The following is a 26,469-nucleotide window of genomic DNA, read 5'->3' on the forward strand; positions in this document are numbered from 1 at the left end:
CCCCCCGCGAAATGAGCGGCCATGGGGTAGTTTCGCGTTCAAGCAAACCGGGCGCTTGTTACCTATGCAGGTGGCAACTTAGGACGGGCGTCTGTTGGTTGCGTTGACCCGTCTCAACGATCCGACGAGCTATGGCTGATTTTGGGTGACGCGGCCTGATCAGGCGGCGTGGCTTTCAGTGTTCGGAATGACTTCGATTCCGTCGATGAACTTTACACCGGCGATGACTTTCGGCAACTGGTTCGTGCTCTTCAATCGCCGCCAGGTCTTCGATGCGGCGTCGATGAGCTTGAACACCATCAGCTTCGCAGTTTGTTGCGACAGCGATCCCTTGGTCCGCACCGTTCGGTGGCGCACCGTGGCGAAGACGCTCTCGATCGGGTTCGAGCTGCGTAGGTGGATCCAGTGCTCAGCAGGGAAGTCGAAGAAGGCGAGCAGCGCATGGCGATCCTTGATCAGGCACTCCACCGCACGTCCGTATTTGACGTGGTATTTCTCGACGAAGACGTCGATCGCGGTTTCAGCTTCGGCCCGGTGTGGGGCCAGATAGATGTTCCGCAGGTCGTTCTTCATGGGGCCCTGCACGGATTTGGCGACCTTGTCGAGTACGTTGCTCACTTTATGGCACCAGCATCGTTGGTGCCGCGTGCCGGGAAAGGCCTCGTCCAGTGCCTTCCAGAAGCCGAGGGCGCCGTCGCCGATGGCGAGTTGCGGGGCAATCCGTAACCCGCGTTGCCGCAGGTCGATCAGGAGTTCGCGCCAGCTCTGCGCGCTCTCGCGCACGCCGACCTGGAAGCCGATCAGCTCCTTCTTGCCTTCCGGCGTGGTGCCAATCAGCACCAGCATGCATTCGCTGTGATCTTCCATGCGGGCCTGCAGGTACACGCCATCGGCCCAGATGTAGACATAGCGACGCGCCGACAGATCGCGTCTCTGCCAGCGTTCGTACTCGACCTGCCAATCGGCCTTCAGGCCGGCGATCACCGAAGGCGACAGGTTCGGCGCATCCTTGCCGAGCAGCGCCGAGAGCGCCTCCTGGAAGTCGCCGGTCGAGATGCCGCGCAAATAGAGGACCGGGATCAAGGCATCCAGGCTCTTCGTCCGCCGCGCCCATAGCGGCAGGATTGCCGAACTGAAGCGGAGGCGGTCGCCTGGCCCGCTCGCTCCGCGGTCGCGGACCTTGGGACGAGCGACCTCCACCGGACCGATGCCGGTCGCAATCTCGCGCACCGGACCGTGCCCATGTCGGACCAGGCGCGCTCGACCGTCGGGCAGCGTCAGATTGGCCGTGCTGGCCAGAAACGCGCCAACCTCGATCTCGATCGCCCTGGCAAGCAGGTCCCGCGCGCCGGCTCGAACGATATCGGTCAGTGGATCATCAACCGCGGACGGCTGACGGAAAGCAAGAACATTGGTAGTCTCGGTCATGGCGTATCGCTCTCCTCGAGAGGTTCTGGCAGGCTCGTCACCCGCCTCGATACGCCGCCTTCCTCACACCGTCATCACCCAGATTCCGCCATAGCTCGAGCGACTGCCCCTGCAAGATGGAAAACCATACTTCGACCTAATTGAGCCATGACGCACTTGTCGGCGTGAAATGAAATTGCACGTTGGGGTGGGCCTTGAGCCAGTCCTCGTTCTTTTTATGGGTGTTGAGGTTGTCGAGGATGACGTGAAGCTTGCGGTTCGGAAAAGCCGCGGTGACGCTGTTCATGAAATCGAGAAACTCGACGCGGCGCCGGCGTTTTGAATGGGTCGCGATGATCTTTCCGGTGGCGACTTCGAGCGCCGCAAACAATGTTGTGGTGCCATGCCGCTTGTAATCGTGGCTTTGGCCGGTCAAGGCGCGGCCATTGGGCAACTTCAGATAACCCTGCGCTCGCTCCAAAGCCTGGATCGAGGGCTTCTCGTCCACGCACAGCACAATGGCCTTCGCCGGCGGCGCGACATAGAGGCCGACAACATCGGCGGCTTGGCCGTAAAGTTCGGGTCGTTGCTCTCGCACCAGGACTTGCGAGCCACCAGGTCAATCTTGTGGCTGCGCAGGAACCGCCAGACATATTGGACATCGACATCGCCCAGCGCCTCGGCCAGCAGGGGGCCGGTCCAGCGCGCAAACCCTTGCGGTGGCGGCTTATCCAGCAGCTTCAGAATCCGCTTGTCGGTCGTCTTCGTATAGATCGGCTGCTTGCCAGGCCGCGGCTTGTCTTGCAGCCCTTCAAGGCCATGGTCGGCATAGCGATGCCGCCAAAGGCTGACAATCCGCGGCTGGACCCCAACTTCCTTGGCGATCGACCGGGTGCTGCGCCCATCCGCCGCCAACAGAACTATCCGCGCCCGCTTCAAATCGCGCTGCAACGTCACCGGTGAGCGACAGCACGCCTCAAGCACCTTGCGATCTTTCCTCGAAAGGTGGACTTCTCTTGCTTCGGGTATCATCCCGACCTTGAATCACGACTCACGTTCCAAGAAAAGTGGGTACTAGACTGAGCTGTAACAGATTGGGCTAGGAAACCTCTTTTGTTAGCCGCTGATCGATTTCCCCACGCAACCGCTTGATACCATTGCGGCGTTCTCTATGGGCGCTTCAGGGGAGTCGCTTCGCCCGATTGTGGTGCTCCTGACCGAATACACTTTAGAGCTCAAGGCGAAAGGAAACGCCGTCGACGAGAGCCGTTCAAAGGCAGAGAGCTGTTCATGCAGACGCTTCTCAAGGGCCTTGCGTTCGGTGCCAGGCAGGTCGGTGTTAAGTAGCCGGCGGCAGCGCCAGATTCCGTTTCGCAGCCATCTGATCTCACTTAGCGTATCATCAATCGAAGTCATCACGGATGTTGATCCTTAAGTGTAAAACATGGCGATGCTCGTCGAGCGGTCGTTCCCTGGCTCCGCATTCCTGCCGGATAGTTGAGCCGACAACGGCGTATCGCCCGCTCGTGTCCGGAGGAGGCGAGAAGTCCGATGTATGCGACGCTTATAAGTCAATATCATCCTACGCCGCGCGTTTGGCGAGAAATCGCGGCAGATCCTCGCGGTTTCAATGCGCCGCGAACGTGTGTCCTGCACAATTCCAGCGCTCATAGGGTTAAGCGTGTTTAACGCGAGATCAACAAGGCGCACTAGCTGCTCGAGTTATTTGGTCGCGGCGCAGCTAGGCTACACTGAGCTCGACACAGAAAATCTGTCGTACCAGTGACAGATGCACCTGTCCGATTATCCAGTCGGAAGGATACCGTGAAGAGCCGCCCGATCGCCGTTTGCCGGTTCACGTGACCAATGTTAAAATGGCTGGGAACTCCGCGAAGAGAATTGAAGAGAATTAGCGAGCCCGCGGTGTTCACATCGGGGCGCGCTGCGTCTCGTAGCCAAGCGCGTTAGCGCGATAGGCTGCAAGCTTTTGAGCTCAGCTATCGCCCAAGCGTTTGACCCCGGGGAGAAGTATGGCCGCCTCGCCTCACGTCACAGCAAAGTTGCCGGCGTAAACGCGCTGCTGCCGGCGGACCGGCACCCGCCACCAGCCGGTCCAGCACAAAGTGATTCGTCTGCGGAGAGCTGAGCCCAAGGTTACGGAATTACAAACGCCATCCGTCATTTCGTCGCTCCGGACTGCGTCAGGTTATCGACAGGTGGCGCTCGTATCATGAGCGCCGCTACTCCCTTGCAGGCTTGGCTCAATGGGCGCAGAGCTCGCAGGCGAGACCGGTGGACTGCAATATCAATTGATCCGCGAGCGAAACGCCGTCTGGATTCGCTACACTGTCTGCAGTGGGTGCTAGTTGCAGAAGCGTATCCGGGCCATTCGTGCCTGTCGGCACGCTTGTGGGATCGCACCTCACTCCTTGTGGGCCGGTGGCGCGTCAGCCATAGTGGAGGATTGGCGGTTCTAAGATGCGCCGCCCCGGCGCATTCGCTTCATTTTGCTACCGAAGAAACGATATCGATGAACACAGAACAGCTCGTCACTCGTATTCCTTCCGCAACTTCCGATTTGGAAAGCTCCGAACCGGGCTCTCCGGCCGCACCGCTGTGGGGAGAGACCTTGGCCGGCGTGCACACGTCCGCTGCCGGAGCGGTTGCCTCGTCGGAGGAGGTGCTGGCCAACTGGGCTGCCGAAGACGGGCAGGGGCAACATGGGTATCGGCAACAAGCGGTAAGCCGAACGTCGGCTTGGCGGGGGACGGGTGATCTCAATCAGCCGCTAGATCTGTCGTCTCGGTCCCTTACCGCCTTGCCTGCGCCCATTTTGGCCGAGGTGCGCCGCCTGAATGTGGATCACAATCAGCTCGACAGCCTGCCCGTGACACTTTCAACCGGCCTCCAGCGGCTCTAGGCCATCAGCAATGGGCTGACGCGCCTGCCTGCAGAGCTGCCGCCGGTACTGCAGCGACTGAATGTCGATAACAATCAGCTTGCAACCTTGCCGAACTTCTTCCAGCAACGCTTGAGGAGTTGGACGCCAGCGGTAACCGCCTGACCCACCTGCCGTGGCTTCCGGCCGGGCTCCAGCGTCTGAACGTAGACTACAATCAGTTGACGGGCCTCCCCGAGCCTCTTCCGGCAACGCTCGAATGGTTCAGCGCGAGCCACAACCAGCTGACGAGCCTACTAGAGACGGTCCCGCACCAGCTGCTATGGCTCGGCGCCAGTAACAATCAGCTGACCGGCGTACCCGAGACCCTGCTGACGCACCTAAGCCGTGATTCGAGCGTTAATCAGGAGAATAATCCGCTCGCCGATTGGGTGCAGGCCGGCCTCGCAATAGCGATGCATGCGGGAGGCTATGCCGGCCCTCGGGTTTTCTTCTCGGCCACGGATGGAGTGGTGGAAGTTGCGCCGCGGTCCCTGCAAGAGGTTGCCGCGGACTGGCTCGACGGCGATCCCACGGCAAGGCCACTTGGCAGCACTTCGCCCACGAGCTGGGGGCTGCGGATTATGCACGCTTCCTCGACAGGCTCCGCGGCACCGTGAACGACCATCACTAGGCGTTCCGCCTGGCGGTCGCGGAAGATCTGCGGCAGGCAGCCGTCAGGCCCCGTTTACGCGAGCAGTATTTCGAGTTGGCTTCGGGAGCGAACGGGAGCTGCGAAGATCGCGTTACTTTGGTCTGGAACGGCATGCAGACCGCACGCCTGAACGCTGATGTCGAGGACGGACACTATGACGGGCGCCTCGGCGAACTGCTCCAGAACGACCGCGTCTTGTTTCGCTTGGAAGCGCTTGACGGGATCGCGCGCGAGAGGGTCAACTCACTTCGCCGTGCCGATCCCGACGCGGATGTCGACGAGATCGAGGTTTATCTTGCCTACCAAACCCAGCTGCGGGACGCCCTGGAGCTGCGGCACAACGCTCCCGACATGCGCTTCATGAATGTGTCTCAAGTGACCGAGGCCGATGTGGCCAGGGCCGAGGCGTCGGCGCGGGAAGCGGCGGAATTTCGGGACTATTTAGCGACGCGATGGCAACCATGGGAAAGCGTGGTGAGGCGTATGGTACCCCAAGATTATGCTGAAATGCAGGAGCGGCTCGTCGGCGTGATGGGTGTACAATTTGAAACCCGCTTGGATGAGCGACTGGCTGAGCATGGTCTGACGGGCGATGCCGATGCCGAGCCGGTCCTCGGCGCCAGATACGAAACGAGATTGCCCGCGCGATCAAAAGCGCGCTCCTGCATCAGGTCCTCGGGAAGCTCGGCCTTCAGCTATGAGCGCACCTCCGAAGGAGGGTCCGTCGATCCGCCTCGCCGGTCACAAAAGTCAAAATTTAATCGACGCCTTCCGGGACGGACTGCCTGCATGACGGACTGTCTGCATGAGCCATTGCCGAATGAGCTCTGTTAATTGCGCCCGTGCGTCCGTGCGGACGATCATGGTATAGGATGGACATCCAAGAGAAGATTAGCAAAACGCAATGCGTTCACGTTGCGAGCGCCGTTGAACTCAGCGCTCAACGGCCTCTCATAGGCCAGACAAATAGATGGGGGATCAGACCGATCTCTTCAAGTCGCCCTCGTGCAACGTAGGCTACCGATGTCCGTCCCCCGCGGCCGATCCCACCTTCGCAGCGTCACACTCGAATCCAGATCGCGAAACATGCCGTAATTCCGCCGGATCCATTGATGCAGCTCGGTGGACCAGTCCTTCTCGTTGCGCAGATACCCAGTGAAGGAAAAGCCAAGCCGATCTATATATCTCTTAAGGAACAGCGGTAGTGCGGAAATTCGAATCACCCGATCGCCGTCCATCGCTTCAGGTAATCCGCCGCGCAGTGCGAATTCATTGTGGATGATGACCAGCGAGGCCGGGGGAATTCGCCGCCGCAGCATCTCGTAACCACGAAAGGAGATGCGATCTGCGCCCGCGACGAAGAGTACGACAGGGGTGACACAGCACCGCGCCGTCTCCTTGACGAAGCCAATCTCCTCGCACATCTTGAAGAATTCGTCGAAGGCGTGAAAGCCGAGATCGATTACTTTGGGTACACGATCGTGAACGATGAGAGGGTCCATCAGCTGCATCTTGCCGTATGTGTCGATCACATCCGCGGTCTCCGTGATGTTGGGCAGGTAGTCGAGCAATGATGGCTCTTTCAAGTTGACGTCAAACGACAGCGTTGTACCGTCTTTCAGCAGCAAGAACTCGCTCATGGCCCGAGCGATGAGGGTTTTACCGACCTGCGGGCTAGGTGAGCAGATGATGTAGATGGGGGTCGCTAACATAGCCAGCAGATCAATTTCGTTCCGTGCGTGGGCTCGAGCTTGCCGGATATACGGCTACTTCTCCCCGGCCCGGGTGGCGGACTTGGCCCCGGCCAATTCCGTCAAGTTGATGCGATCAAATTCGCTCCAGACATTTGCCAGCCAGTGCCGGACATAGCCGCGCAGCACGAAGGAGTTGTTCGCAGGTTCATCATTGCGTCCCTTGTTCGCGACGAAGTCTATGAACGGGACGGACGCGACTTCCACCTGCTCATACGCCATCTCGTTAAGCTTCGGGATGGTCAACTCAGTCGCATGTTTGATGCGATGAAAATAGGAATTATAAGTGGCTTGATCCCACTGGAAGAATTGAGTGTCGTTGATGAAGTTCTTGACCAGGTAGTACTTTGCACCGGTCATGAAAGTCGCGGTTTCCTCGATCTCGTCTAGCGACGCGATAGATGATCCCAGGATGTGGAACACGGCAAATGTGATCTGGCCAGACCGTGCCGAGTCCAGAAAGCCGATGTCGCGCAAGGAAGCCAGCGCAGAGGACAGTAGGCCTGCGCGAGCATCGATGACAGTGACGGACAGCCCTGAGTTCAAGGTATCGAAGATCTTCATCTGGTCCGCCGTCGCAGTCATGTCGACGATCTCAGTGATCCCGGGGTAAAAGCGCTTCAGCGTTCCCCGGGGCGACTCCGTGTCGAACGCGCGTATTTGCACGTTATTGACGCTAAAGTAGTCCAGTAGCGTTCGTGATACGGTCGTCTTGCCGACTCCTCCCTTGTCCGCACCGACTACAATTACCACTGGCTTCACCATAGAAACATCTCCTGAGCTCTTGCTATTGCCGCGCGCAAAGTGCGCTATCGGCGCGTCACTGCTTTGGGTGCGAACATGGCGGAAAGAAGGGGCAATGAACCGCCGATGCGAGAGCTCTGCAACTGATAAGCGTTTTCAACATCTAGCGAGTAACGTCGCGTGATGATGCAGCTCCGGCAATGGGAGTAATCACTTGTACTGGTGATTTACGTGAGGTTTGTGTGCGGCTGGAATATGCGGGGCAAGAATCAAAGTCTGCCCATGGTGATCGTTGGATTGCCGTAGGTTCGCTATGGATGCTGTCGCTGCCGCTATCAAATTTTAATGGGAGACCGAGTCTTACGTAGCGTCAGATTGCGAGCTCGATGAAAGCGCAAATCGGGGGGATGCTAGGCGGTCCGACTATGGCTTCGCAGACCATCAAAGGTCTACTGGATCAGATCGCCGTCTTTTCGGCATGCCGAGGAATATCTCCACGAGCTAACCCGTCTTATTCGCGAGAGGGCGCCTGAGAGGCTGGCGAGCGTGGTGTAAAGCGCTGATGCGGCGTAGGATTCGGTTGTGAAGCCAACCCCATCACCTCAACCGCGAACGCCACGCCCGCCATGACCGATGATACGATTTCAGACCACTATCGAGAAGCAAGAATTCAACACAAATAAAACCTCTGCCTCGCGCTCGATCTCTTCATGCTTGATAGTCTCGTTTCGGAGGCTGATCACCTACCGCGTCTAATAGGCCGCTCGCGCCGGTTTCTTTGGACGCGGCACGACCGCGACTCCACGTTTCGGCACAGAAATGATCGGGAGTCACTCAATCTTTCTTCAACTTAACCCGTCTTATTCGTAAGAGTGCGCCTGAGGGCTGGCGAGCGTGGTGTAAAGCGCTGATGCGGCGTAGGATTCGGTTGTGAAGCCAACCCCATCACCTCCAACCGCGAACGCCACGCCCGCCATGACCGACGATACGATTCCGCCCTTCTCGTTTCCAGCCATTCACGCCAAGAAAGTCACAGCTGCCTTCGATGGTGGGCGCCTAACCTCGAACGGGGGCGTGATGCTTCTGGCGATGGCCGAGCGGCGTCTCGGCTTGGCCGACAATCTGGCCCGGGTGTTCCCGGATCGGCGCGATCCGACGCGGGTCGTGCACAGCCTTGTCGATATGTTCCGCGCGCGCATGTTCGCGATCTGCTGCGGCTACGAGGACGCCGACGACCTCGATCATCTGCGGTCCGATCCGGCATTCAAGCTGGCCTGCGGTCGCCTACCGGACACGGGCCGGGATTTGTGTTCCCAGCCGACGCTGTCGCGGCTGGAGAATGCTCCGCGCCTGCGCGACGTGATCCGGCTGACCTACACTTTGGTCGACGCATGGATGGATAGCTACCCCACGAGCCGGCATCCGTCACGCTCGACATCGATGATACCTGCGACGTCGTCCACGGCCATCAGCAGCTCTCGCTGTTCAACGCTCATTATGATGAACGCTGCTTTCTGCCGATCCACGTCTACGACACGGAGAAGAGCCGGCCCGTGGCCGTCGTGCTGCGGCCCGGCAAGACGCCGGGCGGCGTCGAGGTGCGTGCCCATCTGCGCCGCCTGGTACGGCATATCCGCACGCGATGGCACAACACGCAAATTACGTTCCGTGGCGACGGGCACTATGCCCGGCCGGAGGCCATGGCGTGGTGCGAGACCAACGGCATCGACTACATCTTGGGTCTGTCCGGCACCAAGCCTCTCGCCAGAAAAGTCGACGAGGTCGCCGACGACATCCGCACCCGACGCGCCATCGAGAACCTGCCGGTTCTGCGTGGCTATACCGAGACCCGCCACAAGGCAAAGTCCTGGGATCGCGAACGGCGCACTGTCGCCCGTATTGAGGCGACGATGCTCGGCCTCGACATCCGTTTCGTCGTCACCAGCCTCGATGTCGGCTCGGCCGAGTGGATCTACGACAGCCTGTATTGCGCGCGCGGCCAAGCCGAGAATCTGATCAAGCTGCATAAGACACAGCTCGCCTCCGACCGCACCAGCTGCCGTTCGGCGCTCGCCAACCAGGTCCGTCTCGTGCTCCATACGGCCGCTTATTGGCTGATGCTGACCGTGCGCGAGGCCATTCCCAAAGTCCGGGAATTGGCCGCTGCCGAGTTCGCGACGCTGCGTCTTCGGCTCTTGAAACTCGCTGCCCGTGTGGTCGAGACCACGAGCCGCATTCGCCTTGCGTTCGCCGCGGCATGTCCCGAAGCCGACCTGATCCGCGGCTTGCCCGGCGCGCTGCTGCCGCTCAGTCCTTGACCGGCGGGGCGTCCGCCCCCCGTTCGCCCAACCTATCCCTCAAGCGCGTTGCAAAGTACGGGTCGTCAGGCGGTGAAAAGCCGAAGGCAATCCTGTGCGCCTCGTCAGACAAGATGTTCGGCCGCATCAATCGGGCCCCAAAGCCGCACTCTCACGAATAGGACGGGCTAAAGGTGAGTGGCTAAAGGCCTCTCTGCGCGCGAGAGCTAACCTGTCTTATTCGTAAGAGGCGCCCGAGAGGCTGGCGAGCGTGGTGTAAAGCGCTGATACGGCGTAGGATTCGGTTGTGAAGCCAACCCCATCACCTCCAACCGCGAACGCCACGCCCGCCATGACCGACGATACGATTCCGCCCTTCTCGTTTCCAGCCATTCACGCCAAGAAAGTCACAGCTGCCTTCGATGGTGGGCGCCTAACCTCGAACGGGGGCGTGATGCTTCTGGCGATGGCCGAGCGGCGTCTCGGCTTGGCCGACAATCTGGCCCGGGTGTTCCCGGATCGGCGCGATCCGACGCGGGTCGTGCACAGCCTGGTCGATATGTTCCGCGCGCGCATGTTCGCGATCTGCTGCGGCTACGAGGACGCCGACGACCTCGATCATCTGCGGTCCGATCCCGCATTCAAGCTGGCCTGCGGACGGCTGCCGGACACGGGCCGCGATCTGTGTTCCCAACCGACGCTGTCGCGGCTGGAGAATGCTCCGCGCCTGCGCGACGTGATCCGACTGACCTACATTTTGGTCGACGCATGGATGGATAGCTACCCGCGCGAGCCGGCATCCGTCACGCTCGACATCGATGATACCTGCGACGTCGTCCACGGCCATCAGCAGCTCTCGCTGTTCAACGCTCATTATGATGAACGCTGCTTTCTGCCGATCCACGTCTACGACACGGAGAAGAGCCGGCCCGTGGCGGTCGTGCTGCGGCCCGGCAAGACGCCGGGCGGCGTCGAGGTGCGTGCCCATCTGCGCCGCCTGGTACGGCATATCCGGACGCGATGGCACAACACGCAAATTACGTTCCGTGGCGACGGGCACTATGCCCGGCCGGAGGCCATGGCGTGGTGCGAGACCAACGGCATCGACTACATCTTGGGTCTGTCCGGCACCAAGCCTCTCGCCAGAAAAGTCGACGAGGTCGCCGACGACATCCGCACCCGACGCGCCATCGAGAACCTGCCGGTTCTGCGTGGCTATACCGAGACCCGCCACAAGGCAAAGTCCTGGGATCGCGAACGGCGCACCGTCGCCCGTATTGAGGCGACGATGCTCGGCCTCGACATCCGTTTCGTCGTCACCAGCCTCGATGTCGGCTCGGCCGAGTGGATCTACGACAGCCTGTATTGCGCGCGCGGCCAAGCAGAGAATCTGATCAAGCTGCATAAGACACAGCTCGCCTCCGACCGCACCAGCTGCCGTTCGGCGCTCGCCAACCAGGTCCGTCTCGTGCTCCATACGGCCGCTTATTGGCTGATGCTGACCGTGCGCGACGCCATTCCCAAAGTCCGGGAATTGGCCGCTGCCGAGTTCGCGACGCTGCGTCTTCGGCTCTTGAAGCTCGCCGCCCGTGTGGTCGAGACCTCGAGCCGCATTCGCCTTGCGTTTGCCGCGGCATGTCCCGAAGCCGACCTGATCCGCTGCTTGCCCGGCGCGCTGCTCCCGCTCGGTCCGTAACCGACCGGGCCTGCGCCCGCTCACCCGCCCCACTCCTCCATCGCCTACAAAACAGCGTAAGCGCTCCTTTCTACGCACCTATGCAGTTGAGCGCGGGGATGGGATGAGGTGTCCACCATGAACGAGGTGGACACCATCGATGATCACTCCAGAAGAACTTTTGAGACTTGAGACGGTCGGCGTGTTGCGCAATGGGCGGCGTCGCTATGATCCGGCCAGCAAACAGCGGCTGGTCGAGGCCTGTCTGCAGCCTGGCGTGTCGCTGGCGGGGCTGGCGTTGCAACACGGCGTGAACGCGAACCTGCTGCGCAAATGGGTGGCCAAGCGACAACGTCAGAACGGGGATGGCCAGCCGGAGGCGCCGATTGCGCCAGCCTTTGTTCCGGTTCGCGCGCCGTCGCCGTCGCCAACTCGATCTGCTGGCGCGATCGCGGTTTGCGCGACGGAGCGATCCTGTGCAGGGCGGCTGACGGCATCGATGCCCAACGGCGTGACGCTTTCGCTGGAAGGCGGCGACGCGCAGTTGCTGTCGGCGGTGATTGAAGCGCTGGGGCGTTGCGATGTTCCGGCTGGCGTCTGATCTTCGGGTCTACCTTCACCGCGAACCGATTGACTTCCGGGCGGGCATCAACAGCCTGGCGATCGTGGTCGAGCAGTCGATGGGGCTGGATCCGTTCCAGCGCGCGGTGTTCGCGTTCTGCAATCGTCGCCGCGACCGGATCAAGCTGCTGATTTATGACCGGTCAGGATTTTGGATGCTGCTGAAGCGGCTGGAGGCCGACAGATTCCACTGGCCCCGAAGTCAGGAGGCGGTGCTGACGCTGACGACGGAGGAGCTGCACTGGCTGCTTGACGGCATCAACATCGCGGCGGTGCGTCGTCATCCGGTGCGGCAATATCACAGCGTGGGCTGAGCGTGTTCGATGCGGGCGGCGTCATCAGCGCTATCGGATGACGCCGGCCACCGCATGGAACTCGGTTGACGCGGCGGCATGACTTCGATTCAAGACTACGATGAGTCGCAGGCCCACGACGCACGAGCTGGAAGCCTTGATCGCGGCGCACGCGGCCGAGCTCGCGGCGCTGAAGGCGGAGAACGAGAAACTCGCGCAACGCGTCCTGCATCTTGAGGAGCAGTTGCGCCTGGAGCGCTTGCGCCGCTACGCGCCGAAGAGCGAAAAGCTCAAGGAGCGCATCTTCAACGAAGCCGAGCAGGCCGCCGCTGAAAGCCGGGACGACGACGATGTCGAGGCGGTCGCCGTGCCGGACACGGGATTGCCGGAGGCTCCAAAGCCGGCACCGAAGACACGCGGCCGCAAGCCGCTGCCTGACGATCTGCCGCGCCAACGCGTCGAACATGATCTGGGTGAGGATCAAAAGGACTGTCCGTGCTGCCGCAATCGGATGCATCGGATGGGCGAGACCGTCACCGAGCAGTTGCACGTCGAGGTGAAGGCGTCAGTGCTGCAACATGTGCGGTTCAAATATGCCTGCCGTCACTGCGAGCGCACCGCGCTGAACACCCCGATCGTGACCGCGCCGATGCCGGCGCAGCCGCTGCCGGGTAGCGTCGCCACGCCATCGACGCTGGCGCTGGTGCTCGCCAACAAATACGTCGACGGCACGCCGCTGTACCGTGTGGCGGACGCGCTGGGGCGCGCCGACGTCAGCATCAGCCGCGGGACGCTGGGCAACTGGGTGATCCGGGCGAGCGAGTTGCATCTGCATCGGGTCTATGACGCGCTACAGCAAAAGCTCAGGTCGCAGCCCCTGGTCCACGGCGACGAAACCTGGGTCCAGGTTCTGAAAGAGGACGGCCGGGATGCGCAGGCCAAATCCTTCATGTGGGCCTATCGCAGCGGCCAGGACTGCGCGCAGCCGGTCGTGCTGTTCGATTACCAGCCCGGTCGCGGCCAGGAACATCCTCAGGCCTTCCTGGCCGGCTATCGTGGCTTGTTGATGAGCGACGGCTATGACGCCTGGGGCACGCTGACAGGCGCGACCCATCTTGGCTGTATGGCGCATGCGCGCAGGAAATTTACCGATGCGCTCAAGGCCAGGAAGACGCCCGGCGGTCCGCCATTGCAGGCGCTCAAGTTCTTCGAGGCGTTGTATGAGGTCGAGAGGGTGGCGCGCCAGACGCCGCCCGACGACGAAACGCGCGCCGCATACACCTTGCGGCTGCGCCAGCAGCATAGCCTGCCGGTATTGGCCGCCTTCCGGACCTGGCTCGACGACCAGGCGCCGAAGGTCCTCCCCGAAAGCTTGACCGGCAAGGCGATCGCCTATGCGCGCAACCAATGGGATTATCTGACCCGTTACACCAGTGACGGTCTCGCCCCGATCGATAACAATGTTCTGGAGCGCGACATCAGGCCGTTTTGCACCGGACGAAAAAGTTGGCTGTTCAGCGACACCGTTGCCGGCGCCAAGGCAAGCGCCGTGATCTACAGTTTGGTGCTGACATGCCGGGCATGCGGCGTCGATCCCTATGCATGGCTACGTCACGCGCTCACCGAATTGCCCCAGCGCGCGCCAGACGCCGATATCGAAGATCTGTTGCCGTTCAACTGCACCGCTCAAAAAAACCTGCCAGCTGAGAATAGCGGCTGACGTTCGAACGCTCAGGTCAACCAAGCCGTTCCGATGACACTGCTGGGGCCCGGCGTCACGCGACGCCGCGGCCAGCCGCGCGCGTAGCCTGTGCGGTAAAATACGCGCTTACAAAACAGCTTGATGTAGAACCCGGTGAGAAAAGGCCGGACGGTCACCCACGCCAGCCGCCAGCCCCCGTCAGACGTCAAGAACGACCGTGCTCTCGTGAATAGATCGGGCTAAGCACATGGGCTGCTAGAAAATAAATTGGGCGGCGTCGTCGGGCCGGTGTCTAGCTGATCGGCGCCCGGCGGGGGTGTAGTCCTGGACGGCACAATGGCCGCCTGCGCTGCGTCCTTTGGGGCGCGGCCGACGATAATTGTGAGCAGACCCCCGCCCCACAGCCGCTGCGCTGCTCTCTTGGCGTCTTCCAGCGTCACCGCATCGACGACGGCATTCTGGTTTTCGAGATAGTCGATAGGCAACTTGTCAAGCTGATGCTGCAGTAGCGTTCGCGCCAGTTTTGATGATGTGTTGAGAGCTACCAGTTGCGAGCCCTTCAGGTAGGACTTTGCGTCATCGAGCTCCTGCTGAGTCGGTCCTTCCGCGGCGATCTGTCGGACCTGCTTCTCGATTTCTTCAACCGTTTCGCCGGCCCGATCGGCGCAGGTGCCGCTGGTACCGAGAAACATGGCTGAATGATCCAGCCAGACAAGCTGCTCACGGACTGAATAAGCCAGTCCGCGCTTCTCGCGGACTTCGCGGAACAGGCGTGACGTCAGGCCGCCGCCGCCGAGAATGTGGTTGACGATACAGGCGGGCATGAAACCCGGCTCGCTGCGACGGACGGCTGGACCGCCAAAAGTCACAACTGTCTGCGGCACATCGAGCTGAATAAAGACCCGCTGCGGCGGCTTTGCTGCGATGACGTCGGCGACCGGCATCGCTTCCGCGTTGCTCGGCAGGCTGCCAAAGGTCTTATCGAGCAGCTTGCAGACGGCCCCTGGATCGACCCCGCCGACCACCGCGATTTTGAGCGTGTCTTTTTGCAATGACGCGCCGGACATAACCCTTGAGATCCTCTATCTTCGGCACGCTTTCCAAGTAGCCATCGACTGGGCGAGCATAGGGATGATCCCCAAAAGCGACTTCGAGGAACTTGCGGCGAGCCAGCGACGAAGGATCGGTTGAGTCGTGCCGAAGGCGCGCAAGCACAGCGGCACGGTTCCGTTCGACGTCGGCGGCCTCAAAACGCGGCGAGGTTAGCGCGATCCGTAAAAGCTCGAAGGCCTCCTCCGCGCTGTCATTGATCGTGCGCAAGGCACCGCGGAAGTGATCATGGGTCACGTGAAAACGCAGCTCAATGGCATGGCGGTCCAGCCGCTGATGAAAGGTCTTGAAGTCAAATTTGCCGGAACCTTCCTTGAGCAGCCCAGAAACCATGTGGGCTACGCCAGGTCTTTGAGCGGGATCCTGAGCCGCGCCGCCGGTGAAGGCATATTCCATCGAGATCAATGGGACAGTGGAGTCCTGCACGAACCAGGCTTCTATGCCGCAAGACGAAATCAAACGCTTGATCCTGGGCCGGTCCAGTGATCGTGGTGCGGCATGCGAATTTGACGAAGCGAGCACCGCCATGGAGAGGGAGGCTCCTCCAAGGAGGATCCCGCGTCGAGTGCAAGGATGGATCACTAGAGCGTCTCCCAGTGTTGCGGGGTAGACTCTTTGACGAGATAGCCGGTTACCGCTCGTTTCTTGTCGAGCCATTTCCGCGCGGCCTCATGCACCTGTGGTGCGCCGACCGCTCGGATGTCGTCCGGCCAGCGTTGTACATCCTCGATGCATAGTCCCGTCGTCAGGGCGCGGCCATACCAGTGAGCGAGCAGTTCCTGACTGTCTTGGGCGTAGGCGACTTGCGCGGTTAGCCGCGTCTTCGCCCGCTGGAGATCTTCGGCATTCGCGGGATTACGGGCAATACCGGCGATTACCTCGTCGATGCAGCGCTCGATCAGGCTGAGGTTGGCGCCAGGCTTTGGTATGACGGAAATCTCGAATAGCGATGGATCGAGCGCGGCAGAGTGGTAGCTCGCCCTGGCGGTGACCGCGAGCTGCTTTTCGACAACCAGCGAGAGATAGAGATATGAGTTAACGCCGCCGCCCATCAACTGCTCGAGCACCTCAAGCGCTGGACCCTCGCCCGCGGCCGCGCTGCGAGTCGAGGGTACGAGATAATAGCGGCGCAGGGCCGGCTGCTCGACGCGGGCATCGGCCAGTGTCACTCTGCGCTGCGCGGCCGGCGGCGGTTCCTGCGGCCGCAGGCGTTCCTTGGGAATCGAAGGTTGCGCGGGGATGCCGCCAAACGTCTCCTTCACCATGGAGCGCATTTCCTTGGTGGCTACGTCGCCAGCGACAATCAGGACCGCGTTGTTAGCCCGATCTATTCACGAGAGCACGGTCGTTCTTGACGTCTGACGGGGGCTGGCGGCTGGCGTGGGTGACCGTCCGGCCTTTTCTCACCGGGTTCTGCATCAAGCTGTTTTGTAGGCGATGGAGGAGTGGGGCGGGTGAGCGGGCGCAGGCCCGGTCGGTTACGGACCGAGCGGGAGCAGCGCGCCGGGCAAGCCGCGGATCAGGTCGGCTTCGGGACATGCCGCGGCAAACGCAAGGCGAATGCGGCTCGTGGTCTCGACCACACGGGCAGCGAGTTTCAAGAGACGAAGACGCAGCGTCGCGAACTCGGCAGTGGCCAATTCCCGGGCTTTGGGAATGGCGTCGCGCACGGTCAGCATCAGCCAATAAGCGGCCGTATGGAGCACGAGACGGACCTGGTTGGCGAGCGCCGAACGGCAGCTGGTGCGGTCGGAGGCGAGCTGTGTCTTATGCAGCTTGATCAGATTCTCTGCTTGGCCGCGCGCGCAATACAGGCTGTCGTAGATCCACTCGGCCGAGCCGACATCGAGGCTGGTGACGACGAAACGGATGTCGAGGCCGAGCATCGTCGCCTCAATACGGGCGACGGTGCGCCGTTCGCGATCCCAGGACTTTGCCTTGTGGCGGGTCTCGGTATAGCCACGCAGAACCGGCAGGTTCTCGATGGCGCGTCGGGTGCGGATGTCGTCGGCGACCTCGTCGACTTTTCTGGCGAGAGGCTTGGTGCCGGACAGACCGAAGATGTAGTCGATGCCGTTGGTCTCGCACCACGCCATGGCCTCCGGCCGGGCATAGTGCCCGTCGCCACGGAACGTAATTCGCGTGTTGTGCCATCGCGTGCGGATATGCCGTACCAGGCGGCGCAGATGGGCACGCACCTCGACGCCGCCCGGCGTCTTGCCGGGCCGCAGCACGACGGCCACGGGCCGGCTCTTCTCCGTGTCGTAGACGTGGATCGGCAGAAAGCAGCGTTCGTCATAATGAGCGTTGAACAGCGAGAGCTGCTGATGGCCGTGGACGACGTCGCAGGTATCATCGATGTCGAGCGTGACGGATGCCGGCTCGTGGGGGTAGCTATCCATCCATGCGTCGACCAAAATGTAGGTCAGTCGGATCACGTCGCGCAGGCGCGGAGCATTCTCCAGCCGCGACAGCGTCGGCTGGGAACACAGATCCCGGCCCGTGTCCGGTAGGCGACCGCAGGCCAGCTTGAATGCCGGATCGGACCGCAGATGATCGAGGTCGTCGGCGTCCTCGTAGCCGCAGCAGATCGCGAACATGCGCGCGCGGAACATATCGACCAGGCTGTGCACGACCCGCGTCGGATCGCGCCGATCCGGGAACACCCGGGCCAGATTGTCGGCCAAGCCGAGACGCCGCTCGGCCATCGCCAGAAGCATCACGCCCCCGTTCGAGGTTAGGCGCCCACCATCGAAGGCAGCTGTGACTTTCTTGGCGTGAATGGCTGGAAACGAGAAGGGCGGAATCGTATCGTCGGTCATGGCGGGCGTGGCGTTCGCGGTTGGAGGTGATGGGGTTGGCTTCACAACCGAATCCTACGCCGTATCAGCGCTTTACACCACGCTCGCCAGCCTCTCGGGCGCCTCTTACGAATAAGACAGGTTAGGTGCATAGAAGCGCCGGTAGAAGGCAAGCGCGTCCTCTCGGGTAAGCTTTTCGATTTCCTGGCGCCACCCGATAATAGGGTGGCCGTAGGGGTGGTTGAGGTAAAGCGCCGCCATCATCTGCTCAGCAAGCCGGTTACCTGGATGGTTGGCGACCCTCATATTGAATTCCTCCAGCACGACGTCTCGCTCGGAGAGGACGTTCTCGTCCTTGAGAACGAGACCGGTCATGCGGTCGGCTTCAAATTCCATCATCTTGCCGAGGTGCTCTCGAGGCACGTGCTGGAAGTAGCTGGTGAAGTCGAACCCGGTAAAGGCGTTCTGGTAGCCGCCGGCGCGCAGCACGGCCTTGGAGAATTCATCCGCTGGATGTTTGGAGGTACCCTTGAACATCAGGTGTTCGAGGAAATGCGCAAGCCCCGATTTGCCGGGCGGTTCATCCGCGGAACCGACCTTATACCAGATCATCTGAGTGACGACTGGTGTGCGATGATCCTGGATCACAACCACCTGCAGGTCGTTCTGAAGCGTGAAGCATGCTGGTCGATCTGACCTGACCGTGCCGGCATAGACGCTAACCGCCGGAGTGGTGCGCGTCGTCGAGTCCAAGGCTTCAGGTGGCCATATGTAACCGTCGACATGTCATGAACACAACCTTGCGCACAACGTCTCAGGAGAACTTGGCGTCTCTGGAGATTTGGGGGTAGATCAAGCGCGATATACGCTGGCACAACACTCAGCAGCTTGCCGTCACACATCTCGCTCTACACGATGAGCGGCTTGACGATTTGTCTGCCAGCGAGCAGCTCCTCTGAGTACACTGCGCCGAAGTAGTCCAGGATGAACGTGCGACAACAGCGTAGGTTATCGGCCGCGCGCATCAGGTGCCGCGGGGGAGCGCGATTGAGAAGATTTGCCGCAAAAGCCCATCGGTTGTTGACGCGCGAGGTAAACAAATGCTCAGCGATAGCTTCGATGAGACAGTGGAAGTCACTTGCCGGCCGTCGCGGTTTACGTAAGGCAAAGGGAAGCCGAGCGCACCGCTCACCGTCCTTAAATCACCTGCCAACAAGTCACTCAGATTAAGGATACCAAGGGCACCGCAGATCGCGGTCATGTGATTTGCGGTTGCAAGCCGGAGCCTGGTTGGCGCATGTTAACTACTTCGCTATTTCTCCTCTCTCTTATCTGAACGACAAGATGCCAGAAGGGCGTGGATGTAGCAGTGCCGAGCGGGTTTGATGAGGATGTGATCCTCCCGGAGGACGTTCATGCCGGCAAGATTCTGCCAACCAATCATGCCGTCCGCTGCCGGCGGCTAAAGGGCTGAAAACGGTTTGCGAGCAAGTTTTTTCCCGGGAAGGCAGAGGAGGAGATCCTCACATGGCAGGACCGGGTGTCATGGAGATCGTGCGCCGCCATCGCGCGCTGTAGCTTCGCAGTGCCGATAGACCGCGTCATTTCGGCTGATACAAGGAGGCTCTTTGCTGGCGCAAGCTGCAGATCAGGAGGAACACGAGGCTGCGGAGTCCGAGAGATAATCGATCTGCGGCTCGTCCGGCTTGATTCCGCCAGACGAAAGGACCCACAGCGCAGTCCAACTCCGCCTGCGGATACGGAAAAGATGTCGGTGCTCAAGAGTACATGCAGCAGGAAATGAGATGGAGGCCTGATCTTGCCCCGCCGATCCGGCCAATTGCTCTTCGTGTGATGCCTGTAGGCTCTACATAAAGTCATATTCCTCATCATACGGATCGTTCGCGGGCTTCGCTACACTCTCGGTATACTTGGCATTGCCGCTGTTGTCTTCAGTCGCGGCAAGATACAAAGGCGGCTTACCCGCCCGCTGCCAATTGCCGCCTTCGTTCTTCCATTTGTCATCGTGCTTGGTGGGATCTAGCACCATCATCGAGTCACTAACCTCAAGAAAGCCCAACGCTGCCGCGCGGGCTTTCGCTTCCGGATTGGAAGAGTGGGAGAGAACGAGCGGTTTATTTCCGTCGATCTGGAGCTGATGTTCAAGCAAGATATCGCCCGCGTTCTCGACGAGCGGATGAGTAACCCGGAAAGCTATTGTTGAGGTGATTTCATCTCGTCCAGGAAATTGATGGCGCCAATCATTGTTGCCCTTGAACAGCTCACTCATGCGGCCTCCGGGTTCCGTTCTCAGAAGCCCGACGCTCTTGTTCCCAAGCTGATAGCTGAGAAAACACGATTTCTCCGAAATAGACTTCGTGCCGAAGCGAAATGCAGTGTCCGCTGTGCGTGAGCCTTTTCGGAAACCCAGCGCGAGTATCGCTGCGGATTGGCAGCAATCCTCTATGTCTCCTCCATAAAAATCTGCCAGCTTATTCTCAAACGAAGATTTTGAGATCTCAACCGCTGGCCGCTCGTCAACCAGCGCGTATGGCGGGACTGCTGCCAAAGATGCATCAACGGAGCAGCTCGATGGCGCCAAACTCAGAGCAGAGAATACATCCAAGAATCTTTGGCTATCCGTGTGGGAGCCATCGTCCGAGCTCGTTCCCATTTCATCGAGCTCGGACGCACGTTCGCTGTTAGATAGAGCTTTAGTGTTTTGAAACATAACACGTCCTGTTATGTCGGCGAGGCCGCGCCGGAGTGGGGTTCCGCGCTCATAGTAAGCCTAGGGTCTGTACCTAAATAGCGCCACGTGATTCTCTTGCCTACGTGTTGATTCGGGGGCGAGAGAATGCGCGCTGGTTTGTTTTGGCTGAACGACAGGCAATGGGCGCGTATCGAACCGCATCTGCCGAGGGGACTGACGGGGCCGGATCGGGACGACGACCGACGCATCGTCAGCGGCATCATTCACTGCTGCAATCGGGTGCACGATGGCGTGATTGTCCACGTGAATACGGCCCTTACACGACGATCTACAATCGCTTCAATCGCTGGGCCAAGCGAGGACGATGGTGCGCAATCTTCGAAGCGCTGGCCAAGCCTGGCGAAGACGGCGTCGTACTGTCGCTCGACTCGACCTCGATTAAAGCTCACCGGTGTGCCTCCGGCGGAAAAGGGGGGAGCACAATCAAGCAATCGGCCGCTCGCGCGGAGGCCGCACGACAAAAATCCATGCGCTGAGCGATCCGCTCTGCCGGCCGGTCGTCCTGCATCTGACTCCAGGCCAGGATGCCGATATCGCTGCGGCTCCCGATGTCCTGGCGCTCGCGCCACCCATGAGCGTGCTCCTCGCCGACAAAGGGTATGATGGCGACAAGCTTCGCGGCGAAATCATTCGTCGTGGCGCCAAGCCCGTAATCCCCAATAAATCTAACCGTGTCGTCATCCATCGCTTCAACAAACGCGCCTACAAAGGACGAAATGTCATCGAACGCTGCTTTTGCAGGCTCAAGGACTTCCGGCGCATCGCCACGCGATATGACAAGCTCGCCCGTAATTTTTTGGCCGCTGTTCATCTCGCCGCTCTCGTCGCATATTGGCTCAATTGAGTCTGGACCCTAGCCCGATCTATTCACGAGAGCACGGTCGTTCTTGACGTCTGACGGGGGCTGGCGGCTGGCGTGGGTGACCGTCCGGCCTTTTCTCACCGGGTTCTACATCAAGCTGTTTTGTAGGCGATGGAGGAGTGGGGCGGGTGAGCGGGCGCAGGCCCGGTCGGTTACGGACCGAGCGGGAGCAGCGCGCCGGGCAAGCCGCGGATCAGGTCGGCTTCGGGACATGCCGCGGCAAACGCAAGGCGAATGCGGCTCGTGGTCTCGACCACACGGGCAGCGAGTTTCAAGAGACGAAGACGCAGCGTCGCGAACTCGGCAGTGGCCAATTCCCGGGCTTTGGGAATGGCGTCGCGCACGGTCAGCATCAGCCAATAAGCGGCCGTATGGAGCACGAGACGGACCTGGTTGGCGAGCGCCGAACGGCAGCTGGTGCGGTCGGAGGCGAGCTGTGTCTTATGCAGCTTGATCAGATTCTCTGCTTGGCCGCGCGCGCAATACAGGCTGTCGTAGATCCACTCGGCCGAGCCGACATCGAGGCTGGTGACGACGAAACGGATGTCGAGGCCGAGCATCGTCGCCTCAATACGGGCGACGGTGCGCCGTTCGCGATCCCAGGACTTTGCCTTGTGGCGGGTCTCGGTATAGCCACGCAGAACCGGCAGGTTCTCGATGGCGCGTCGGGTGCGGATGTCGTCGGCGACCTCGTCGACTTTTCTGGCGAGAGGCTTGGTGCCGGACAGACCGAAGATGTAGTCGATGCCGTTGGTCTCGCACCACGCCATGGCCTCCGGCCGGGCATAGTGCCCGTCGCCACGGAACGTAATTCGCGTGTTGTGCCATCGCGTGCGGATATGCCGTACCAGGCGGCGCAGATGGGCACGCACCTCGACGCCGCCCGGCGTCTTGCCGGGCCGCAGCACGACGGCCACGGGCCGGCTCTTCTCCGTGTCGTAGACGTGGATCGGCAGAAAGCAGCGTTCGTCATAATGAGCGTTGAACAGCGAGAGCTGCTGATGGCCGTGGACGACGTCGCAGGTATCATCGATGTCGAGCGTGACGGATGCCGGCTCGTGGGGGTAGCTATCCATCCATGCGTCGACCAAAATGTAGGTCAGTCGGATCACGTCGCGCAGGCGCGGAGCATTCTCCAGCCGCGACAGCGTCGGCTGGGAACACAGATCCCGGCCCGTGTCCGGTAGGCGACCGCAGGCCAGCTTGAATGCCGGATCGGACCGCAGATGATCGAGGTCGTCGGCGTCCTCGTAGCCGCAGCAGATCGCGAACATGCGCGCGCGGAACATATCGACCAGGCTGTGCACGACCCGCGTCGGATCGCGCCGATCCGGGAACACCCGGGCCAGATTGTCGGCCAAGCCGAGACGCCGCTCGGCCATCGCCAGAAGCATCACGCCCCCGTTCGAGGTTAGGCGCCCACCATCGAAGGCAGCTGTGACTTTCTTGGCGTGAATGGCTGGAAACGAGAAGGGCGGAATCGTATCGTCGGTCATGGCGGGCGTGGCGTTCGCGGTTGGAGGTGATGGGGTTGGCTTCACAACCGAATCCTACGCCGTATCAGCGCTTTACACCACGCTCGCCAGCCTCTCGGGCGCCTCTTACGAATAAGACAGGCTAGCTGTCGGCAAGCTGACAGCTAAGCATCACGCTTCGCTATTCCTGCCCGCTCTTGATCGCCTTATCTTGAACGAGCCAATGCTTTCCGGCTGCCCGCCTGCGGTGCTGCGCTGGCATCGCCGGCGTCCATCTTGCCTTGAAGGGCGAGGGACAGTCCGAAATTGTTGCGCAGCATCGGGTTTGCAGGTTCCGCCGCGAGAGCTTGGCGGTATAGCTCTTGGGCTTCCTGATGACGGCCCTCGTGATCGAGAACAACTGCTTTGGCATTTAATGCGCGCAGGTCGCCAGGGGTTGCCAATAACACGCCGTCGAGCACCTCAAGCGCATCATTCGGACAGTTGCGTGCCAGCAGGACTCGCGCAAGAGGAATAGCCGCATCAATGTTGTTCGGCTGTTGCTTCAATGCGTCGCGCAGAGCCCCTTCATCAGCATCTCGGCCAAGCGCGTGCGAAATGCGCTCGCGCGCGGCGGGGTCGATCTCTTCGCTGTCTGCGAGGTCTGATGCGGACCTCTGCTGCGGTGAAAGGCCATGTTTGTCTGCGGTAGCGCAACCAGCGAGCAGCACAACAGTCAGCATCGCAAGCAGAGCCGGCCGCAGCCTTGGACTGGCGGAGCACAGATATCGGCGGAAGCTGGTGTCATTAGATTTCATCGGCTACTCACAAGGTAGTGCTGCGCACTCTTAGCTTGCAGCTGTTAGGAGCCCTCCTGAGGAAGGCGCCTTTGGAAGCTTGACGGATCCGATCGGCTGGACCGTGAAGTCCGCGGCGAGATCTTGATAGGACAGAACAGGCAAGTCGATTCCGTTGCGCGTGAGAAAACCGCGCACGAAACGCCGGATATCCATCGAACCGAGGACGACAGGCTGGCTCTTACTTTGCGCGATGGTCGCATGAATCTGACGAAATTGTGCAAGCAGCTTTTCGCTCTGCCATTCATCCAAGACGAGATATGGGCCTACGGCCGTTTCCCGTACTGCGCCGCGGATGATTTCCTCGCTCTCACGCTCGATGATAAAGGCGACCACGACGCGATGGGCATTAGCATACCGGAAGCAGATTTGGCGTTTTAAGGTAGCTCGAACATACTCGGTGAGCAGGACGGCGTTTTGCTCGCGCTCGCTCCATTCTGCCAATGCCTCCAGAAGCAAGCGGGTATTGCGGATTGGAATGCCTTCATCGAGCAAGCGGCGCAGGACCTCGGCGATCCGAGGGACGGTGGCCGTACGCAGCACCTCCTTCACCAGATCAGGGTATTCCTGCTCCATCCGAGCGAGCAATTGGCGGGTTTCCTGAATACCGACCAGGCGCTGTGCAAAGCGCGTCAATGTGGAATGGAGACGTAAGGCAAGAACTTCGCTTAGCCGATGATATCCGATTCCGGCGGCCTTGAGAGCCGCTGCATGCCGTTCTTCGATCCAGACCCGATTCGTTTCAGGGTCTTGTTGAAAGGGGATGCCGCTCAATTCGATGTTCGCCACATCGTCGTTGAGTGCCAAGTGCCCGGGATTGATCACATCACGCTCAACTGGCACACTATCGACATCGACCCTGAACTGCGACGAGGACAAGCTGTCGCCAATCTGGGCAGGGATCCGCGGAATGGTGATGCCAAGGTCCGCCGACACGAGCCTTGAAACACGCGAAATGCTCTCTTCCAGCTCGTCTTTGTCGATCGAATCCGTCAGGTTTGGTGCAAGGAACAACGCGATCGGAAGCGCTTCCGCATGTGCGGTCTGCTTTTGGACCGCTGCAGGAGCCGGCGCCGATGCCGCGGCGCTAGCTCCTATTTTGGCGGCAGGCTTGTCGTCTTTGGGGCCGACCTTGACGTAGCTTGCGGCAGCGAACAGGACGGCCAGCACGGCAAACGGGGGCAAAGGAAAGCCAGGAACGAGCCCCATGAATACCAAGACGCAGGCGGCTAGCCTAAGTGCCTCCGTACTTGCGGTAAGTTGGTGAACGATATCGGCGCCGAGTCTGAGTTTGGAGGGTCCGTTGACGCGCGTGACAATGGTCGCGGCGGTAATTGACAGCAGCAGCGCCGGAATCTGCGAAATGAGCGCATCACCAATCGTCAAAAGAGTATATTGATGCAGCGCTTCATCGAGCGACATGCCCTTGGAGAGCAGGCCGATGCTTATTCCGCCAAGCATATTGATGCAGATCACGATCAGCCCGGCGATCGCGTCTCCCTTAACGAACTTCATGGCACCATCCATAGCGCCATGAAGCTGACTCTCTTGTTCCAAGGCGGCACGTCGGCGGCGTGCTTCGTGTTGATCGATGTGGCTGTTGCGTAGCTCCGCATCGATCGCCATCTGCTTGCCTGGTAGCGCGTCAAGCGTGAAGCGCGCAGACACCTCTGCGACGCGTTCGGCACCCTTGGCAAGAACCATGAATTGGACCATGGTCACGATCAAGAATATGACAATTCCGACCGCAATATTCCCTGAAATGACGAAGTCGCCGAAGGTGTGAATGATGCTGCCCGCGTCGCCTTCGGCGAGGATCAGCCGTGTTGTTGCAATCGTCAGCGCCAGCCGAAATACGGTGGAGATCAGGATGACGCCCGGCAAGGACGAGAAATCAAGCGGTGTGCTGAGATAGAGGGCAACCATCAGCAGCAATATGGCAAAGCCAAGATTGAAGCCGATCAGCATGTCGATCACGATGATTGGGATTGGCATGATCATCATGCCGATCGCTAGAAGCAGCATCAAGGCAACCATGAAATCCGGGTGGGCCGGAGCGCGCACGACAAAGCCGCGCAAGGTGTTGGCCATGATAGATCCCTATTGCTTTCGGATGAGGGCTGTACTCGCGCGCAATGACACATAGGTCTGGAAGACCTCGCGAGCCTCGGCCATGCGGCCAGCGTGCCGTAGCGCGTGACTGCGCAACAGCGTCATCGGTATGCGAGAAGAGGGTTGCGTATCAAGTGCGTCCAGCCGGTCCAGCACATGGAGTGCTTCCTCGCCGAGGCCCTCGGCGATGAGCGTGTAGGCTAGAATGCGGAGTAGACCGACGTCGTTGGAATGCTCGCGAGCTGCAATTCGCAACAGAGCCAGGCTGTGTGCGCTCTGCCCGCACGCGAGATGGACATATGAGAGTGCGCAAAGCAGGTCGCGCTCTGGCCCGGAGATCGACGGAATATCGCCGGATTTTGAGTCTCCTGGAGCCAGGGGAACGGCGACGCGATGCAATCCATCAGGATCGGCCAT

General features: G+C 60.5%; 16 protein-coding genes and 6 pseudogenes. 9 read left to right on the forward strand and 13 right to left on the reverse strand.

Annotated features, from left to right (window positions below):
* Positions 1-159 precede the first annotated feature (159 nt).
* Together ACFLEY_RS05470 and ACFLEY_RS05475 are read right to left on the reverse strand one after the other, a co-directional pair.
* Positions 160-1,428: an IS256 family transposase gene (locus tag ACFLEY_RS05470; protein WP_038952271.1), complete on the reverse strand. Its 1,269-nt coding sequence runs from the start codon at positions 1,426-1,428 to the stop codon at positions 160-162.
* A 139-nt stretch (positions 1,429-1,567) separates the two neighbouring features.
* Positions 1,568-2,439 (reverse strand): annotated as a pseudogene (locus ACFLEY_RS05475) (IS630-like element ISRj1 family transposase); the annotation flags it as partial.
* 1,498 nt (positions 2,440-3,937) lie between these two features.
* Here ACFLEY_RS05475 and ACFLEY_RS05480 point away from each other — a divergent pair.
* The 3 genes from ACFLEY_RS05480 to ACFLEY_RS05490 all read left to right on the forward strand — a co-directional run bounded on the left by ACFLEY_RS05480 (position 3,938) and on the right by ACFLEY_RS05490 (position 5,834).
* The gene (locus tag ACFLEY_RS05480) at positions 3,938-4,327 is read left to right on the forward strand and encodes a hypothetical protein (protein WP_060909123.1); all 390 of its coding nucleotides are present in this window, start codon (positions 3,938-3,940) and stop codon (positions 4,325-4,327) included.
* A 119-nt stretch (positions 4,328-4,446) separates the two neighbouring features.
* A complete protein-coding gene (locus ACFLEY_RS05485) occupies positions 4,447-4,965 on the forward strand; it encodes a hypothetical protein (protein WP_060909122.1) in 519 nt (172 codons plus the stop codon).
* 41 nt (positions 4,966-5,006) lie between these two features.
* The gene (locus tag ACFLEY_RS05490; RefSeq protein WP_249163535.1) at positions 5,007-5,834 is read left to right on the forward strand and encodes an NEL domain-containing protein; all 828 of its coding nucleotides are present in this window, start codon (positions 5,007-5,009) and stop codon (positions 5,832-5,834) included.
* A 158-nt stretch (positions 5,835-5,992) separates the two neighbouring features.
* On the opposite strand, the gene ACFLEY_RS05495 is transcribed toward ACFLEY_RS05490, so the two are convergent.
* Both ACFLEY_RS05495 and ACFLEY_RS05500 read right to left on the reverse strand, forming a co-directional pair.
* A complete protein-coding gene (locus ACFLEY_RS05495; RefSeq protein ID WP_011084599.1) occupies positions 5,993-6,712 on the reverse strand; it encodes a hypothetical protein in 720 nt (239 codons plus the stop codon).
* 54 nt (positions 6,713-6,766) lie between these two features.
* Complete coding sequence (locus ACFLEY_RS05500; RefSeq protein WP_060909121.1) at positions 6,767-7,516, reverse strand: hypothetical protein; 750 nt, start codon at positions 7,514-7,516, stop codon at positions 6,767-6,769.
* 954 nt (positions 7,517-8,470) lie between these two features.
* On the opposite strand from ACFLEY_RS05500, the pseudogene ACFLEY_RS05505 reads away from it, so the two are divergent.
* From ACFLEY_RS05505 to tnpC, 5 genes and pseudogenes are all read left to right on the forward strand, one after another.
* Positions 8,471-9,813, forward strand: a pseudogene (locus ACFLEY_RS05505) (IS1380-like element ISBdi2 family transposase).
* 331 nt (positions 9,814-10,144) lie between these two features.
* On the forward strand, positions 10,145-11,488 hold the full coding sequence (locus ACFLEY_RS05510; RefSeq protein ID WP_060909120.1) for an IS1380-like element ISBdi2 family transposase: 1,344 nt from the start codon (positions 10,145-10,147) through the stop codon (positions 11,486-11,488).
* A 139-nt stretch (positions 11,489-11,627) separates the two neighbouring features.
* The gene (gene tnpA / locus ACFLEY_RS05515; protein WP_035693717.1) at positions 11,628-12,068 is read left to right on the forward strand and encodes an IS66-like element accessory protein TnpA; all 441 of its coding nucleotides are present in this window, start codon (positions 11,628-11,630) and stop codon (positions 12,066-12,068) included.
* Positions 12,049-12,402, forward strand: coding sequence for an IS66 family insertion sequence element accessory protein TnpB (gene tnpB, locus ACFLEY_RS05520; RefSeq protein WP_018270214.1), 354 nt, complete (start codon positions 12,049-12,051; stop codon positions 12,400-12,402). Before tnpA ends, tnpB begins: the two co-directional genes overlap by 20 nt.
* Positions 12,403-12,502: 100 nt before the next feature.
* Complete coding sequence (gene tnpC, locus ACFLEY_RS05525) at positions 12,503-14,101, forward strand: IS66 family transposase (RefSeq protein ID WP_018270215.1); 1,599 nt, start codon at positions 12,503-12,505, stop codon at positions 14,099-14,101.
* A 221-nt stretch (positions 14,102-14,322) separates the two neighbouring features.
* Here tnpC and ACFLEY_RS05530 read toward each other — a convergent pair.
* The 5 genes and pseudogenes from ACFLEY_RS05530 to ACFLEY_RS05550 all read right to left on the reverse strand — a co-directional run bounded on the left by ACFLEY_RS05530 (position 14,323) and on the right by ACFLEY_RS05550 (position 20,284).
* Positions 14,323-15,721: pseudogene (locus tag ACFLEY_RS05530) on the reverse strand (M16 family metallopeptidase).
* A gap of 53 nt (positions 15,722-15,774) precedes the next feature.
* A pseudogene (locus ACFLEY_RS05535) lies at positions 15,775-16,512 on the reverse strand (M16 family metallopeptidase); the annotation flags it as partial.
* A gap of 159 nt (positions 16,513-16,671) precedes the next feature.
* Positions 16,672-18,015, reverse strand: coding sequence for an IS1380-like element ISBdi2 family transposase (locus ACFLEY_RS05540; RefSeq protein WP_039183842.1), 1,344 nt, complete (start codon positions 18,013-18,015; stop codon positions 16,672-16,674).
* A 120-nt stretch (positions 18,016-18,135) separates the two neighbouring features.
* Positions 18,136-18,747, reverse strand: a pseudogene (locus ACFLEY_RS05545) (M16 family metallopeptidase); the annotation flags it as partial.
* Between the two features lie 1,114 nt (positions 18,748-19,861).
* Positions 19,862-20,284, reverse strand: a complete 423-nt coding sequence (locus ACFLEY_RS05550) for a hypothetical protein (RefSeq protein ID WP_011084606.1) — start codon at positions 20,282-20,284, stop codon at positions 19,862-19,864.
* Positions 20,285-20,829: 545 nt separating this feature from the next.
* Between ACFLEY_RS05550 and ACFLEY_RS05555 the strand changes: the two are divergent.
* A pseudogene (locus ACFLEY_RS05555) lies at positions 20,830-21,611 on the forward strand (IS5-like element ISBj2 family transposase).
* 170 nt (positions 21,612-21,781) lie between these two features.
* On the opposite strand, the gene ACFLEY_RS05560 reads toward ACFLEY_RS05555, so the two are convergent.
* From ACFLEY_RS05560 to ACFLEY_RS05575, 4 genes are all read right to left on the reverse strand, one after another.
* The gene (locus ACFLEY_RS05560) at positions 21,782-23,125 is read right to left on the reverse strand and encodes an IS1380-like element ISBdi2 family transposase (RefSeq protein WP_039183842.1); all 1,344 of its coding nucleotides are present in this window, start codon (positions 23,123-23,125) and stop codon (positions 21,782-21,784) included.
* 185 nt (positions 23,126-23,310) lie between these two features.
* The gene (locus ACFLEY_RS05565; RefSeq protein WP_082755554.1) at positions 23,311-23,901 is read right to left on the reverse strand and encodes a tetratricopeptide repeat protein; all 591 of its coding nucleotides are present in this window, start codon (positions 23,899-23,901) and stop codon (positions 23,311-23,313) included.
* Positions 23,902-23,931: 30 nt separating this feature from the next.
* Complete coding sequence (sctV, locus tag ACFLEY_RS05570) at positions 23,932-26,031, reverse strand: type III secretion system export apparatus subunit SctV (RefSeq protein ID WP_060909118.1); 2,100 nt, start codon at positions 26,029-26,031, stop codon at positions 23,932-23,934.
* Positions 26,032-26,040: 9 nt separating this feature from the next.
* The gene (locus ACFLEY_RS05575) at positions 26,041-26,469 is read right to left on the reverse strand and encodes a M48 family metallopeptidase (protein WP_060909117.1); all 429 of its coding nucleotides are present in this window, start codon (positions 26,467-26,469) and stop codon (positions 26,041-26,043) included.

This window comes from Bradyrhizobium sp. YCK136 (genome assembly GCF_044570075.1).
Taxonomy (GTDB): domain Bacteria; phylum Pseudomonadota; class Alphaproteobacteria; order Rhizobiales; family Xanthobacteraceae; genus Bradyrhizobium; species Bradyrhizobium diazoefficiens.